Consider the following 14,939-nt stretch of genomic DNA (forward strand, 5'->3'; position numbering starts at 1 on the left):
ATGTTCAACTGGCTTTTCAGGCGCGATCAGCAAAGCTCGCGTGAGGATGTCAAGCAGGCGCTCGCACGCATCGTCGCGGTCGCGCCGCAAGTGCGGCTCGCGAATCGCTACGAGTCGCGCCTCGTGCCCGCCGTCGCGAGGACGATCGACCACGCGCGCGAACTGGTCGCCGCGCTGCCCGCGCCGCGCGACGCCACGCCCGGCGCATGGGCGAGCGATCCCTGTCTGCGCGCGAAGTTCGCGACGCCGGACGACATCACGCATGTGATCGGCGAGTCGCACGATGTTCGTGACTGGTTCGACGGACACATCGCCGCGGACCATGCGTTCGCGGTGCTCGGCGCGACGCTCGTCGAGCGCGGCGTGCTCGTCGCGGCGCTCGAAGGCGGCGTGATGCGCTCGGACGTGGCGCGCACGGCGGTCAGTTTCGACGACAAGCGCATGCGCTTTTGCAGCGAGACGGACGAGGCGCTCAGGCGGGAACTCGTGCAGCGGATCGTCGAGCAGTTCGCGCTCGAAGCGGTGGCGCGGGTTGCGGGCCAGGAAGCGCGGCGCGATGCGCTGCAGGAATATCGCGCGTTGCTGAGCGCCCGCATGCAGATGCTCGGCCGGCGCGGCGCGGGCATGAGCAGCCTGATCGCGTCGACCGATCTCGCCGGCGACGCCACGCGTCTTCAGCGCGATTTCGAAGAGAACGAGGCGGCGCTCGCGGCGCTGGGCTCACTCGCCGATTCCATCGAGACGCAGATTCAGACCATCATCGAATTGCTCGACCAGCCTTCGGCGCTCATTTCGGTCACGGAGCGCACGCTGTGCCTGAACCAGATGAATCTGCTGATGGAGGAGCGCTGCGACGAACCTCACGCGGATATCGCCATTCATCTCGCGCAGCTTCCGACGCAGCCGCCGCAGACACGCGCCGTCGAGATCGTGCGCGTCGCGCGTCGCGATGTGCCGCCTGCGGGCGCGGCGTTCGCCGATGCCGCGCGGTTTGTTTTGTGATATGCAAGATCACTAGTCCATTACGCACGTCGTGTCCGTTCGATGGACTAGGGCTGTGGCCACTGCGCCGCTTCAATCGCTTTAGCGTCCCAATGTCCGATGCGGGCTGCTTCATACAGCATTCCGAGCGTTAGCGAGCGATACTCCGGATTCGCGTTGCTCGCGCGTTCTAGCCGAAACAGCGCGCGAAACGGCGCGAAAACCAAAAAGGGGATGAAGAGAAGCGCGGGACCCGCTGTCCCCTCACCGCCGAAGTATCGCGCATAGGGGAAGTCGCCCTTGACATTGAATTTTTCGAAGAACCGGTCTACGAATTCAATCGCGTCGTCGCCATCAATTCGGAGGTCCTCGAACACGTGGGTTGACGGCGTAAGCGACGGTTCTTTGCCGAGCCACGGACGCCCAATTTCTTCGCGGGTGAAGCCGACGATTGCGGTCCAGAGCGCGTCATCCAATCCTGTCCTCCGGTTTGACCATTGCGTTGTACCTTTGAATCGATCGATATACGATTGCGGTTGCATCGTAGCCGAGAAACACAAGGTCGACGACAGGAATCCATCGACCGACGAAGGCGCCAAGGTGACGCGTATAGACGAACTTGAATCCCTTCGCGCTGAAGCTTCTCCAGGTGATGGTTGCAAGCCGTCGTTCGGTTCGTTTGTTGATGACTTTCCGAAGAAAAATAGACATGACCGACGTTCCCTCTGAAGCCGTCTTCATCTTTCCGGGAATGGGAACATCGTTGTCGCTGAGAAGCCAGGTCGCGGTGGCGGCGAGGTCGGCGAATCCTAGCTGTCTTTTCGTCTGGTCCAGTGAGACCCAGAGAAATAGCTCAGCGGACGACAACCCGCGATAACCTTGAAACGCATAGACGTTGTTGCTCATGCGATGCGCCTTACTTCGTCACGTTCTCTCTGACATCAAGGAAGGTCGTAATTGTCCCGCCAACACCGCCAAGCGCGTTCTGGAGAATGTATTCCTTTTTCATTCTCGCGAAAGACAGGCGCACGCATTCGATCGCACCGTTCGCGTCGGCGAAGGGTTCAACGTGGGAGATGATCACGTCATACATGGTGATCCGCAGGTACTCGTGCGGAATTCCGCCCGCCTTGCGCATGACGAGCCGTGCTTGTGGAATGTGCTTCCCGGTAAAGCAGTATCGAGCAAGGTTTGGGGTAGCCCTGTCGAGCTGATGCGTGAATTCAAGATCCGATACACTCGCCCTCGCAGCGCCACCGCCAGAGCCGGACATCATGCTCGATTGCTGCGTAACCTTCCACGTCCAGTCAATCACGTCGATTTCTTCTGAATGCGTCGCATCCTGCGATTCGCCAGCGATGCCATCGATCTTGATAAACATGTCTGCCATCGTTGTGACAATCGTGGTTTTGGAATGTTCAGAGTACCTCGCTTTCGCGGCCAAATCTGCAAAATATGGTTAGGTTCGTCGCAGCGTATCCAGCGCGACGTCACCACGAAACTCTTGCCAAGCATAACGAAGGATATACACAGAAAGATCGTGCGCGGCATCCGCCGATTTCCGGCACATTCATCCGGTTCAATGGACTAATGGACGCTGCCCCGGATCGCATTCGCGATATCGCGGCTCACGCTCGCGAGCGCGCGGCTGTGCGCGGCCACGAGCGCATTCCAGTCGCTGCCGTCCACGGGCACGCGCACGAGCGAGCGGCCGCTCAATGCATTGTCGTCGCCGAAGCGGCGCACGGTCCAGTGCGCATCGATGGCGACGGCATCGCCGGGAACGGACTCGAACTGCTGGATATCGACGCGCACGCGCCATGCGTCCGGGTCCGCGATCGCGCGCGAGGCGGGCGCCACCTTGTCGGACCCGAGCAGCAACGCGAGGTCCGCCGCGATGGCATCCGCGATGCTGCTCTTGAGCGGCTCGCCCCAGCGCGCGTATTCGTTGAGCGCGACTTCGTTGTTCGTGTTGCGCGTGACGATCTGCGGCCGGTCGACGAGGTCGGGCACCGTCACCGGTCCCACGATCACCGGCCGCGAGTTCGCACGCGCGGCCGCCGCGGCGAGCGAAGGATCGGCGCTCAGCCGGTAGAAGCTCGCGCGCGGCGAGCTGCATCCGGCGAGCATCGCCATCGAAACGATGAGAGACACGAGTACGGGCCGCATCACTTCTTGTCCTCCGGCTTGCCGCGCAGCAACGCTTCCGGATGCTGCTGCAGATAATCCGCGAGACTGCGGAACGAAACGGCGGTGCGCGTCAGTTCGCGGACCGCCTCGGCCGTGTCCTGCTGCAGGCCCGAATCCGGCATCAGCGTGGAATGCGCGGCATCGAGCGCGGCGCGCGCGGCGGCGAGGGTCGTCGCGGCTTCCGGCACGACCTGCGTGTCGAGGCTTCTCATCAGCGTGGTCGTGCTGTCGAGCGTCTGCCTCGCGCTCGCGGTGAGCTGCTCGATCGGCAGTTTGTCGATGCGCGTCATGATGCGGTTGATCGAATCCTGCAGCGAGTCGAGGCCGCTCGGCGTGGTCGGCATTTCGGGCGGCGTGCGGTTCCAGTCGATGCTCGCCTTCTTCGCGTGCGGGAAGAAGTCGAGCGAAACATACAACTGGCCCGTCAGCAGGCTCCCGGTGCGCAACTGCCCGCGCAGTCCGCGCTCGACGAGCAGGTCCGCGAGTTCCTTGCGGTCCTTCGCGAGGCGTCCGCCTTTCGGTACGGTCGCAAAGCGCGACGTGAAGCGCTCCGGATAGAGATTGACCTCGACGGGTATGCTGATACGCTTCGTGACCGGATCGAAGCGCGTGTTGATCGCCGCCACCTCGCCGATCTGAATGCCGCGGAATTCCACCGGCGCGCCCACGGCGAGGCCGCGCACGGAGCCTTCGAAGGCGAAGACGTACTTGTCGACGATGTGCTCCTGCACGCGCAGCGCATCGGCGCGCGTCGAATGCAGGGTGAAGATCGTGTTGGCGGGCGCCTCGGCCCAGGTGAGCGACACGGCGGGCGTCTCGAACGCGAGTCCGCCGATCAGGATCGAGACGAGCGATTGCGTGTTGACCTTCAGCCCGTCGGTGCCGAGCGTCACGTCGATGCCGCCCGCCTGCCAGAAGCGCGAATCGGCGTTCACGTAACGGTCGTAGGGCGCGTTGACGAACACATGCAGGGTGACGCCGCTGCCGTCCTTGTCGAGCTCGAACGAAGTCACCTGGCCTACTTGCAGGCGGCGGAAATAGATCGGCGTGCCGACGTCGACCGAGCCGAGATCGGTCGCCTTCAGCACGAACTGCCGCCCCGGCACGTCGCTCGCGAAGACCGGCGGCGTTTCGAGCCCGGTATAGTTGCGCCGGTCCTGCTTCGAGCGGCCGATATCCATGCCGATGTACGCGCCCGACAGCAGCGTGCCGATGCCCGACACCGAGCCGCCCGCGACGCGCGGACGCACGACCCAGAAGCGCGTGTCGTCGACGAGCATGTTGGTCGCGTCGCGCGTCAGCTCGGCCGTTGCGATCACGTGCCGGTAGTCCTTCGAAAGCGCCACCGACTTCACGAGGCCGATGTCCACATCCTTGAACTTGATCTTCGTCTTGCCTGCCTCGAGCCCTTCGCCGGTCTTGAAGCTGATGGTGACGGTCGGGCCCTGCGCGAGCACGGCCTGCACCGCGAGCCAGATGCCGACCGCCACCGCGATGGCCGGCACGACCCAGATCCATGGAATGCGCCAGCGCTTTTTCGGCACCACTTCGGCATCGGGCATGTTGTCGGGCGAGCTCATCGCGTTCCTTCCCGAGGCGGCGAGAAATCCCAGATGAGGCGCGGATCGAACGACATCGCCGCAAACATCGTCAGCACGACGACCGCGCCGAACGCGATCGCCGCCGGCCCGGCCTCGATCGTCGCCATCGCGCTGAACTGCACGAGCGCGACGAGCACGGCGATCACGTAGATATCGAGCATCGACCAGCGGCCCACCAGCTCGACGACGCGATAGATGCGCGCGCGCTGCACACTGCGTTGCGTCATGCGCAGATTGGCGGTCGCGGCGAGATAGCCGATCGCGAGAATCTTCAGCATCGGCACGGCGATGCTCGCGATGAACACGATGATCGCGAGCGGCCACGAGCCGGATTGCCACAGATACGCGACGCCGCTCATGATCGTGTCCTTCTGCGCGCCGAAGAGCGAGCTCGTGTTCATCACCGGCAGCAGGTTCGCCGGGACGTAGAGAATCGCCGCCGCGATCAGATACGCCCAGGTGCGCGACAGGCTCGCGGGCTTGCGCAGATGCAGGCGCGCGCCGCAACGCGGGCAGCACAGATGGTCATGGCGCCGTATGCCGGGCGTGGAGAGGCCGCAATCGTGACAGACGCAGATGCCGCTTTCCGCCGCCGTGCGTCCCTTGAGCGGCGTGTCGGCGGGCATGCCGGGCGGCGCGCCTTCGATGCGCTGCCACATCGCGCGTTCGTCGAACGACGATGCCGCCGCGACGAGCAGCAGCATCAGCGCCGCGAGCGACCACAGCGCGGGGCCTGTCACGACCGATGCGATATGCGCGAGCTTCACGACCGCGACGAGCAGGCCGAGCATCAGCACTTCGGTCATGCCCCAGTCGCGCGCGATGCGCAGCAGCCGGAACACGGCGTCGGCGCGCCATGGCCTGTGATTCAGATGGAGCGGCAGCAACAGCCACACCATGCCGAGCGCCTGCAGCGCGGGCATCAGGATCGTCGTGACGAAGATGAGGCCCGCGAGCGGCCACATGCCGTCGCGATAAAGCACCCGCACCGCGCCGATCAGCGTCGTCTCGACGAGATCGCCGTTCACCGCGAGGCCGACGATCGGAAACGCGTTCGAGATCAGCCACAGCACGCATGCGGCGAGCGCATAGGCGAGCGCGCGATCGAAGCCGCGCCCCCGGCGCCGGTACAGCACGGCCTGGCAGCGGCAGCAGCGCAGCGTGCCGCCGGGCGGCACGTCGCTCTCGCGCTGCATCAGATCGCATTCGTGGCACGCGATCAGCGGCCGCGCGTGGCGATCGTCGGATGTGACCGTGTTCATTGCACTGTCGTCGGCACGGCGGGCTGGCCCGGCTTGCCCGGATCGGGGGAAGGCGTCGCGGACTGCTGCTGCGTCGTCATGTTGTCGGCCGTGACGACCCAGCCGCCACCCATCACCTTGTAGAGCGTGACGAACGACACGAGCGCCGCGGCCTGCGTCTGCGTCTCCGATAGCTGCGCGTTGAACAGACTGCGCTCGGCGTCGAGCACTTCGATATAGCTCGTGTAGCCGCCTTCGTAGCGCGCCCGCGCGAGACGCGAATAGGTGGCGAGCGCCGTGACCTGGCGGATCTGCACTTCGAGTTGCTCATGCAGCTTTTCCGAGGAGATCAGCGCGTCGTCGACTTCCTGGAACGCGACCTGGATCGCCTTCTGGTACGTCAGCAGCGCCGCCTGTTGCTGCGCCTCGGCCGATTGCACCTGTCCCGAGATATTGCCCGCCGTGAAGATCGGCTGCGTGATCTGCCCCGCGAACGACCAGACGCGCGACGGCCCCGTGAAGAGCGACGAGAACTGGCCGCTCGCGGTGCCGAGCAGACCCGTCAGCGAGATCTGCGGAAAGTAGAGCGCGCGCGCCGCGCCGATGAGCGCATTGGCCGCCACCAGATCCTGTTCCGCCTGCAGCAAATCGGGCCGCCGCTCAAGCAGGTCGGAAGGCAGACCGGAGGGAATGACGGGCGTCGCGAGCTCGCCGAGCGTGCGGCCGCGCACGATCGGCCCCGGATTCGCGCCGAGCAGCACCGAGAGGGCGTCTTCCTGCTGCGCGATCTGCGTTTCGAGCTGCGGAATCGTCGCGAGCGAGGCTTCGTATTCGGACTGGCTTTGCGCGAGCTCCATCTGCGAGACTTCGCCGCCTTCGAAGCGCAAGGTGAAGACGTGCACCGACTCGGCGCGGCTTTCCGTCGTCGCCTTGGCGATTTCGAGCTGCTTGTCGAGGCTGCGCAAATTCAGATACGACGACGCCACCGACGCCACCAGCGACAGGATCGTCGCGCGCCGTCCTTCCTCGCTCGACAGCAGGTTCGCGCGGGCCGCCTCGGTCAGCCGCCGGTTGCGGCCGAACAGATCCAGCTCCCACGACGCCGAGACCGACGCCTGGAAGTCGTTGTACACCGGCCCGAAGCCGTTGAGCGGCTGCGGTCCCGCGGCCGAAGCGCGCTGCCGCGACGCCGCCGCGCCCGCCGATAGCTGCGGGAACAGCGCGGAACGCGTCGTGACGAACTGGCCCATGAACTGATCGACGCGCGCCGCCGCGATCTTCACGTCCTTGTTGTTGGCGAGCGCGGTCGAGATCAACTGGTCGAGGACCGGGTCCTGGAACTGCTGCCACCACTCGGTATTCGCGGTGTCGGCGACTTCGGTCGCGGCGAAGCGATAGGTCGCCGGGGTGTCGACCGGCTGGCGCGAATAGTTCGGGCCGAGCAGGCAGCCGGACAGCGTCAGCGCGGCGGCGACGCCTGAAGCAGAAAGAACGAGCCTGGCGCGCCGCATGTCATTCTCCCTTGTCCGGAGCGGACGGCGAGGCATTCGGGCCGCTTCCCGAGGCGTTCTGGGGCGGCTTCGCATCGGCGGCGGCCGCTTCGTCGCCCTTCTTTTTCTTCGAGCGCGAGGACATCGTTTCCAGTCCCCAGAAGAACATCGGGATGAAGAACACGGCGATCACCGTCGCGCCGAGCATCCCGCCGATCACGCCGGTGCCGATCGAATGGCGGCTGTTCGCCGACGCGCCCGTCGCGATCGCGAGCGGCACGCAGCCGAGAATGAACGCGAGAGAAGTCATCACGATCGGGCGCAGGCGCTCTTCGGCGGCGGTCATGGCGGCGTCGTAGACGGATGCGCCCGCCTCGCGGTTCAGCACGGCGAACTCGAAGATGAGAATCGCGTTCTTCGCGGCGAGCGCGACGAGCATCGTGAGGCCGATCTGGAAGTACACGTCGTTGTTAAGCCCGCGCAGCAGGATCGCGAGCAGCGCGCCGAAGATCGCGAACGGCACCGCCATCAGCACGCCGAACGGCAGGCTCCACTTCTCGTATTGCGCGGCGAGGATCAGGAAGACCATCACGAGGCCGAACACGAAGACGAGCGCCGAACTGCTGCCCGACTGTTTCGCCTCATACGCCTCGCCGCTCCAGCCGATGCCGTAATCGGACGGCAAATCCTTCGCGATGTCCTCCAGCGCCGCTATCACCTGGCCCGATGCATAGCCGGGCGCGGCGTTCGCCGTGATCTTCACCGCCGGGAAGTTGTTGAACCGCGTGATCAGGTCCGGCCCGGTCACGTAGTGGGTGTTGACGACCGCCTTGAGCGGCACCATCTCGCCGGACTTGCTCTTCACGAAGATCTGCGTGAGGTCGTCCGGCTTCAGCCGATACTGCGGCTCGGCCTGCAGGATCACCTGCCAGAGCCGGCTCGAACGGTTGAACTGCGACACATACAGCGAGCCGAACATCGTCTGCATCGCGCTATAGACGTCCTCGACAGGCACGCCGAGCGTTTCGGCCTTGTCGCGGTCGACATCGGCGAGCAGTTGCTGCGACGACGCGTTGAACGTATTCGTCACGCCCGTCAGCTCGGGCCGCGCTTTCGCCTTGGCGACGAAGTCGTCGACGACACCGGCGAACTGCGCGATCGTCGCATCGCCCTTGCTCTGAATCCAGATCTCGGTGCCGCCCGTCGTGCCGAGACCGGGAATCGACGGCGGATTGAGCGGCACGACGATGCCCTGCCTGATCTGCGACAGATTCTTGTAGGCGTCGATGAGCACCGCGCGCGCGTTCTGCGTGCGGATATTCGCCGACTTGTAGCGCTCCTCGAAGCTCTTGAAGCCGACGAAGAAAGTGGACGAATTGTTCTTGTTCTGGCTATCGAGAATGCTGAAACCATCGACCGTGGTGATGCTGCCGACCGCCGGCTGCTTCATGAAGTATTCGGTGACGCGGTCGGATACCGCGCCGGTGCGGTCGAGCGACGCGGCATCGGGCATGATCACCGCGCCGAGCAGATAGCCCTGATCCTCGGGCGGCAGAAACGCTGTCGGAATGTCTCTCATCATCACGACGGCGAGCGCGATCATGCCGACGAACAGCAAGAGCGCGATCACGAAGCGCTTGATGACGAGCCGCACCGCGCGCGTATAGCCGCGCGTCATGCGCGCGAACTGGTTGTCGAACCAGCGGAAGAAACCTTTTTTCTCGTGATGCCCCGGCTTCAGCAGCAAGGAGGCGAGGGCGGGCGACAAGGTCAGCGCGACGATGCCCGAGATCACCACCGATATCGCGATGGTGATGGCGAACTGCTTGTACATCTGCCCGGTGATGCCGCCGAGGAACGCGACCGGCACGAACACCGCGCACAGCACGAGCACGATGGCCACGACCGGCCCGGCCACTTCGTCCATCGCTTTCTTGGCCGCGGTCTTCGGATCGAGCTTGTGCACGGTCATGTTGCGCTCGACGTTCTCGATCACGACGATCGCGTCGTCCACGACAATCCCGATCGCGAGCACCATGCCGAACAGCGTCAGCATGTTGATGGAGAAGCCGAGCGCTTCCATGCCCATGAACGTGCCGACGATGGACACCGGCACCGCGAGCACCGGAATCAGCGTCGCGCGCAGGCTTTGCAGGAACACGAACACGACGATCACCACCAGCACGACCGCTTCGAAGAACGTGTGCACCACGTCGGAGATGGACGCGCGCGTGAACTCCGTCGTGTCCATCGCGACCTCGTAGTCGATGCCTTGCGGGAACGTCTTCTTCATTTCCGCGAGCGTCGCGCGCACCTGCTTCGCCACGTCGAGCGCGTTCGCGCCCGGCTGCTGATAGACGGCGAGCACGGTCGCCGACTTGCCCTGGAAGCGGCTGCGGATCGAATAGTCCTTCTGCCCGAGCTCGGCGCGTCCCACGTCTTTCAGGCGCACGATCGCCGCGCCGCCCGACTGCGCGCGAATGATGATGTTTTCGAATTCGGAGGGTTCGGTGAGGCGCCCGGATGTCGTCACCGCGAAGGATTGTTCGACCGGCGCGCCCGTCGGCGACTGTCCGAGGCGTCCGACCGCGAATTGCTGGTTCTGGTTGGCGACGGCGCGCTGCACGTCGGCGGCGGTGATGCCGAGCTGCGCCATGCGATCGGGCTTGAGCCAGATGCGCATCGCGTAATCGGGCGTGCCGAAGATCGCGGACTGGTTCGCGCCGGGAATGCGCTTGAGCGCGTCGAGGACATAGACGTTCGCGTAGTTCGCGATATACGTCGCGTCGTAACGCTCGTCGGGCGAATAGATGGCGATCACCATCATGAACGCCTGCGACTTCTTCTGCACCTGCACGCCCTGATTCGTCACCGACTGTGGCAATTGCGGCAATGCGAGGTTCACGCGGTTCTGCACGTCGACCTGCGCGAGCTCCGGGTTCGTGCCGATCTGGAAGTAGGCGTTGATCGTCAGATTGCCGGTCGACGAGCTCGACGAGCTCATGTAGATCATGTTGTCCGCGCCGTTGACCTGCTGCTCGATCGGCGCGGCGACGTTGTTCGCGACCACGTCGGCGCTCGCGCCGGGATAGGTCGCGGAGATCGTGATCTGCGGCGGCGTGATGTCGGGATATTGCGCGGTGGGCAGCGCGAGCATCGTCAGCGCGCCGCCCAGCGTAATGATGATCGATATGACCGACGCGAAAATCGGACGGTCAATGCAGAAATGTGAAATGTTCATTGGCCTCTTCCGCGCGACGCGCTTGCGATAGTCGTCAGATCAAATCACTTCACTTTTCGGTCCCGCCGCTTGCGTTCTTCGTCTGTCCGAGCGAAGCCTCCTGCGCGCCGGACGCCGGCGCGCCGCCCGCGGCGGGCGCAGCGGGCGCGGCGACGACGCGAACTTGCGAATCCGCGCCGACCCGTATCGCCCCGTCGACGATGACGCGCTCGCCCGCTTTCAGGCCGCTCGTGATGAACCAGTCGTCGCCATGCCATTCGCCGACTTCGATCACGCGCTGGTGCGGCTTCGACTGCTCGTCGAGCACCCACACGTAATGGCTCTTCGCGCCTTGCAGCACGGCGCGCTGCGGCACGAGAATCGCGTTGGGCCGCACCGCGCCCGCGACGCGCGCCTTGACGAACTGACCGGGGCGCAGCGTGCCTTGCGGATTCGCGAACACCGCGCGCACGAGGAAGGTGCCCGTCTCCGTGCTGAAGGCCGGATTCGTGAAGTCGATGCGCCCGGTCTGTGGAAACACTGAGCCGTCCGCCTGTATGACGGTCACATCGAACTTGTTGTCAGGCGGAAAGTGCAACTGGCCTTTCTTGATCTGCTCGCGATAGGTCAGCAGCTCATTCTCCGAGATGCTGAAGTTCACCCACATCGGGTCGAGCTGATAGACGGAGGTGAGCAGGCCGCCTTGCGTGGGCGTCACGTAGCTGCCTTCCTGCACGCGCGCGAAGCTGGAGAGGCCTTTGAGCGGCGAGCGGATCGTCGTGTAGCTCAGGTTCAGCTCGGCGGTCTGCACTTCGCCTTTCGCGGCGATGACGGCGGCCTGCGCGCTTTTCTCGTTGCCGACGGCGTCGTCGAGATCCTTCTTGCTCAACGCGTTCATCGCGGCGAGCGGCTTCACGCGCGCGAGATTCTGCTGAGTGACGAGCAGGCGCGCCTGCTGCTGCGCGAGCGAGCCTTTGGCCGTTTGCAGCGCCGCTTCGAACGGGCGTTTGTCCATGATGAACATCACCTGGTTCGCCGAGACGAGCGAGCCTTCGGTGTACATCCGCTTTTCCAGGAAGCCGTCGACCCGCGCGCGGATTTCCACCTCGCGCGAACTCTGCGTCTGCGCGGTGAATTCGAAGTCGACGGGCGTCGATTGCGCCGTGACGGTCACGACGGTGACATCGACGGCGGGCTTCTGCGTTTCGGGCGCTGGCTTCTTGCACGCGACGAGCGACAGCGACGCGATCGCGGCGACCGCAACGAGACGCAGCGCGCGCGTGAAGCGCGACGGTTGAGCGAGCGAACAGCAGTCCAATACCTGTTCCGACACGAACGCCATAGGCGCCTCCCCCGTTGGGATGGCCGATCGTAGATGAGCGAGCGCGCCCGCGAGGCGCCTCGCCACGACAATGCTCGCGGTGTGCGTTCAAGCGAAAGCGTGCCTGGAAAGCGCGCTCCCCGGGAAGCCTTCGCCATGCGATGAAATCGCGCGGGACTGGACTTTATGGCGATGTCAACGAACGCGAGCCTGGTGCTTGTGATGTGTCGTAGCTGCCTCCGGTTTTGGCGATCGAGTTATAGCCAGAGATGCTCATGGTTCGCCACTGTGTAGCGTGACGTGCGTGACGTGTCTACTAATAGCTGAATACGGCTGAAAACGCCATAGCGTTTATTGCCATTTTGACTGAACACGGGGACAGGAAGGCGTAGTGGTTACTGAAACGCCTTGATGGCTGACGAATCGCCGGCGGCGGGGACGCTTTGGATAGCTTGGCAAGCCGCCGGCTCATCGTGCCGGTTTATGAAACGTTGAAGAAAAATTCGACGCTTTGCGTTTCCGTGCGCGGCGCGCGCAGCTTACAAGTGCCCGCTGCCCGGGCGAACGATCGATCGCCTGCCGGGCGCCTGGCGCCGCGCGATGCTCCGCGTAAACCCCGTCAAAAGAAAATACGTCACGTAAGAAACGGGTAAGCGCACGCTTTTACCTTAGTCTCCAGCGCATCGGAAAGACAACTCGCCTCGAACGACCTGCGCGAAAGCATCGCATGACATCCCCGTCCGGGGATTCCCCTGTTCATACGCATCGCTGATCGTTCGCGCGCAGCGCCGGATGCGCGCGCCTTTGCACCCGGAGAAGAGACATTCATGCAGGAGACGGATATGGATCTCAGGATCGTTGAGAAAATCAAGTCGAGCGCCGCGTACGGCGAACTGGTGCGAAAACGCTCGAAGCTCGGCTGGACGCTGACGGCGCTCGTGCTCGTCGTCTATTACGGCTACGTGCTGCTCATCGCGTTCAACAAGGACGTTCTCGCCGCGAAGATGGGCGCCGGCGTGATGACCTGGGGCATGCCGATCGGCCTGTTCGTGATCGTCTTCACGGTCGTCATCACGGGCCTCTACGTGCGCCATGCCAACAGCACGTACGACGAACTCACCGACAAGATCAAGCGGGAGGCCGCATGAAGCCGCAACGTTTCCTCGCGCCAGGCGCGCTCTTCGCCACGTCCGCCAGTGCTTTCGCCGCGGGCGGCGATCTCGGACAGGCGGTGAAGCAGGCGACCAACTGGACGGCGATCTGCATGTTCATCGCGTTCGTGATCGCGACGCTCTTCATCACCAAATGGGCGGCGAAGAAAACCCGTTCGGCCGCGGAGTTCTACACGGCGGGCGGCGGCATCACCGGCTTTCAGAACGGTCTCGCGATCGCGGGCGACTTCATGTCGGCGGCCTCGTTTCTCGGCATTTCGGCGGCGGTCTATAGCAACGGCTATGACGGCCTGATCTATTCGATCGGCTTTCTCGTCGGCTGGCCGATCATCACGTTTCTGATGGCGGAGCGCTTGCGCAACCTCGGCCGCTTCACCTTCGCCGATGTCGCCGCCTATCGCTTCAAGCAGACGCCGATTCGCGCGTTCGCCGCATCGGGCACGCTCGTCGTCGTCGCGTTCTATCTGATCGCGCAGATGGTCGGCGCGGGCCAGCTCATCAAGCTGCTGTTCGGGCTCGAATACTGGATCGCGGTGGTGATCGTCGGCGCGCTGATGATGGTGTACGTGCTCTTCGGCGGCATGACCGCGACGACGTGGGTGCAGATCATCAAGGCGTGTCTGCTGCTCGCGGGCGCTTCGTTCATGGCGTTCATGGTCCTGTGGCAATTCCACTTCAGCCCCGAGGCGCTGTTCGCGAAGGCCGTCGACGTGCACGAGAAGAAGGCGTCGATCATGGGCCCGGGCAACTTCATCAAGGACCCGATCTCGGCGATCTCGTTCGGCATCGCGCTGATGTTCGGCACGGCCGGATTGCCGCACATCCTGATGCGCTTCTTCACCGTGCCCAATGCGAAGGAGGCGCGCAAGTCGGTGTTCTGGGCGACGACGTGGATCGGCTATTTCTACATTCTCACGTTCATCATCGGCTTCGGCGCGATCGTACTGGTGAGCACCAATCCGATGTTCAAGGATGCGGGCGGCAAGCTGCTCGGCGGCACGAACATGGCGGCAGTGCATCTGGCGAGCGCGGTGGGCGGCAATGTGTTCCTCGGCTTCATCTCGGCGGTTGCGTTCGCGACCATTCTCGCGGTGGTCGCGGGTCTGACGCTCGCGGGCGCATCGGCGGTGTCGCACGATCTCTATGCAACCGTGTTCAAGAAGGGCAAGGCATCGAGCGCGAGCGAACTGCGTGTGTCGCGCATGACGACGATCGTGCTCGGCATCGTCGCGGTCGTGCTCGGCATCGTGTTCGAGAAGCAGAACATCGCGTTCATGGTGTCGCTCGCGTTCGCGGTGGCGGCGTCGGCCAACTTTCCGGTGCTCTTCATGTCGGTCCTGTGGCGCGGCTGCACGACGCGTGGCGCGGCGATCGGCGGCTTTCTCGGCCTGCTTTCGGCGGTCGTGATGACGATCCTCTCGAAGGCCGTGTGGGTCGACGTGTTCCACTACGCGAATGCGCCGTTCCCGTATGCATCGCCCGCGCTGTTCTCGATGGCGATCGGCTTCATCGGCATCTGGCTCTTCTCGGTGACCGACAGATCGGCGCGCGCGCGCATCGACAAGGCAGGCTTCGAAGCGCAGATGGTGCGCTCCGAGACGGGCATCGGCGCGGTGGAGGGCGCGAGCCATTGAGGTGATGTCGAAGCGGCGGCGCGCGCATCGTGGCGGCGCCGCCGGCATTCGTATACCGGAAATGCCGCACATGCCGGAATGGCGGGCAG

The 14,939-nt window shown here is 64.3% G+C and carries 12 protein-coding genes; 3 read left to right on the top strand and 9 right to left on the bottom strand.

What is annotated here, in order from left to right:
- Window positions 1–1,002 carry a hypothetical protein gene (locus tag U4Y90_RS18910; RefSeq protein WP_321796752.1) on the top strand — a complete coding sequence of 334 codons (1,002 nt, stop codon included), beginning with the start codon at window positions 1–3 and terminating at the stop codon, window positions 1,000–1,002.
- A gap of 47 nt (window positions 1,003–1,049) precedes the next feature.
- On the opposite strand, the gene U4Y90_RS18915 is transcribed toward U4Y90_RS18910, so the two are convergent.
- The 9 genes from U4Y90_RS18915 to U4Y90_RS18955 all read right to left on the bottom strand — a co-directional run bounded on the left by U4Y90_RS18915 (window position 1,050) and on the right by U4Y90_RS18955 (window position 12,065).
- Window positions 1,050–1,457, bottom strand: coding sequence for a DUF1493 family protein (locus tag U4Y90_RS18915; protein ID WP_321796753.1), 408 nt, complete (start codon window positions 1,455–1,457; stop codon window positions 1,050–1,052).
- The gene (locus tag U4Y90_RS18920; RefSeq protein ID WP_321796755.1) at window positions 1,450–1,887 is read right to left on the bottom strand and encodes an STM2901 family protein; all 438 of its coding nucleotides are present in this window, start codon (window positions 1,885–1,887) and stop codon (window positions 1,450–1,452) included. The genes U4Y90_RS18915 and U4Y90_RS18920 overlap by 8 nt, the downstream gene beginning before the upstream one ends.
- Window positions 1,888–1,897: 10 nt before the next feature.
- Window positions 1,898–2,371 (bottom strand): type VI secretion system tube protein Hcp, encoded by a 474-nt coding sequence (locus U4Y90_RS18925; protein ID WP_321796757.1) that lies wholly within the window; start codon window positions 2,369–2,371, stop codon window positions 1,898–1,900.
- A 197-nt stretch (window positions 2,372–2,568) separates the two neighbouring features.
- The gene (locus U4Y90_RS18930) at window positions 2,569–3,150 is read right to left on the bottom strand and encodes a PqiC family protein (protein WP_321796759.1); all 582 of its coding nucleotides are present in this window, start codon (window positions 3,148–3,150) and stop codon (window positions 2,569–2,571) included.
- A complete protein-coding gene (locus U4Y90_RS18935; protein ID WP_321796760.1) occupies window positions 3,150–4,751 on the bottom strand; it encodes an intermembrane transport protein PqiB in 1,602 nt (533 codons plus the stop codon). The genes U4Y90_RS18930 and U4Y90_RS18935 overlap by 1 nt, the downstream gene beginning before the upstream one ends.
- Window positions 4,748–6,034: a paraquat-inducible protein A gene (locus tag U4Y90_RS18940; protein WP_321796762.1), complete on the bottom strand. Its 1,287-nt coding sequence runs from the start codon at window positions 6,032–6,034 to the stop codon at window positions 4,748–4,750. The genes U4Y90_RS18935 and U4Y90_RS18940 overlap by 4 nt, the downstream gene beginning before the upstream one ends.
- Window positions 6,031–7,524: an efflux transporter outer membrane subunit gene (locus U4Y90_RS18945; RefSeq protein ID WP_321796763.1), complete on the bottom strand. Its 1,494-nt coding sequence runs from the start codon at window positions 7,522–7,524 to the stop codon at window positions 6,031–6,033. The genes U4Y90_RS18940 and U4Y90_RS18945 overlap by 4 nt, the downstream gene beginning before the upstream one ends.
- A 1-nt stretch (window position 7,525) precedes the next feature.
- On the bottom strand, window positions 7,526–10,744 hold the full coding sequence (locus tag U4Y90_RS18950; protein WP_321796765.1) for a multidrug efflux RND transporter permease subunit: 3,219 nt from the start codon (window positions 10,742–10,744) through the stop codon (window positions 7,526–7,528).
- Between the two features lie 49 nt (window positions 10,745–10,793).
- Complete coding sequence (locus tag U4Y90_RS18955; RefSeq protein WP_321796767.1) at window positions 10,794–12,065, bottom strand: efflux RND transporter periplasmic adaptor subunit; 1,272 nt, start codon at window positions 12,063–12,065, stop codon at window positions 10,794–10,796.
- Window positions 12,066–12,886: 821 nt separating this feature from the next.
- Between U4Y90_RS18955 and U4Y90_RS18960 the strand changes: the two genes are divergently transcribed.
- Window positions 12,887–13,192, top strand: coding sequence for a DUF485 domain-containing protein (locus tag U4Y90_RS18960; RefSeq protein ID WP_321796769.1), 306 nt, complete (start codon window positions 12,887–12,889; stop codon window positions 13,190–13,192).
- Window positions 13,189–14,850 carry a cation acetate symporter gene (locus U4Y90_RS18965; protein WP_321796770.1) on the top strand — a complete coding sequence of 554 codons (1,662 nt, stop codon included), beginning with the start codon at window positions 13,189–13,191 and terminating at the stop codon, window positions 14,848–14,850. Before U4Y90_RS18960 ends, U4Y90_RS18965 begins: the two co-directional genes overlap by 4 nt.
- Window positions 14,851–14,939 lie beyond the last annotated feature (89 nt).

It is taken from the genome of Caballeronia sp. J97, from assembly GCF_905220305.1.
Classification (GTDB): Bacteria; Pseudomonadota; Gammaproteobacteria; order Burkholderiales; family Burkholderiaceae; genus Caballeronia.

What these genes read in the sequence shown, in the direction of transcription:
- U4Y90_RS18955 (WP_321796767.1), bottom strand. Translation starts at nt 12,065, where the DNA reads ATGGCGTTCGTGTCGGAACAGGTATTGGACTGCTGTTCGCTCGCTCAA.
- U4Y90_RS18965 (WP_321796770.1), top strand. Translation starts at nt 13,189, where the DNA reads ATGAAGCCGCAACGTTTCCTCGCGCCAGGCGCGCTCTTCGCCACGTCC.
- U4Y90_RS18935 (WP_321796760.1), bottom strand. Translation starts at nt 4,751, where the DNA reads ATGAGCTCGCCCGACAACATGCCCGATGCCGAAGTGGTGCCGAAAAAG.
- U4Y90_RS18910 (WP_321796752.1), top strand. Translation starts at nt 1, where the DNA reads ATGTTCAACTGGCTTTTCAGGCGCGATCAGCAAAGCTCGCGTGAGGAT.
- U4Y90_RS18920 (WP_321796755.1), bottom strand. Translation starts at nt 1,887, where the DNA reads ATGAGCAACAACGTCTATGCGTTTCAAGGTTATCGCGGGTTGTCGTCC.
- U4Y90_RS18925 (WP_321796757.1), bottom strand. Translation starts at nt 2,371, where the DNA reads ATGGCAGACATGTTTATCAAGATCGATGGCATCGCTGGCGAATCGCAG.
- U4Y90_RS18945 (WP_321796763.1), bottom strand. Translation starts at nt 7,524, where the DNA reads ATGCGGCGCGCCAGGCTCGTTCTTTCTGCTTCAGGCGTCGCCGCCGCG.
- U4Y90_RS18950 (WP_321796765.1), bottom strand. Translation starts at nt 10,744, where the DNA reads ATGAACATTTCACATTTCTGCATTGACCGTCCGATTTTCGCGTCGGTC.
- U4Y90_RS18940 (WP_321796762.1), bottom strand. Translation starts at nt 6,034, where the DNA reads ATGAACACGGTCACATCCGACGATCGCCACGCGCGGCCGCTGATCGCG.
- U4Y90_RS18930 (WP_321796759.1), bottom strand. Translation starts at nt 3,150, where the DNA reads ATGCGGCCCGTACTCGTGTCTCTCATCGTTTCGATGGCGATGCTCGCC.
- U4Y90_RS18960 (WP_321796769.1), top strand. Translation starts at nt 12,887, where the DNA reads ATGGATCTCAGGATCGTTGAGAAAATCAAGTCGAGCGCCGCGTACGGC.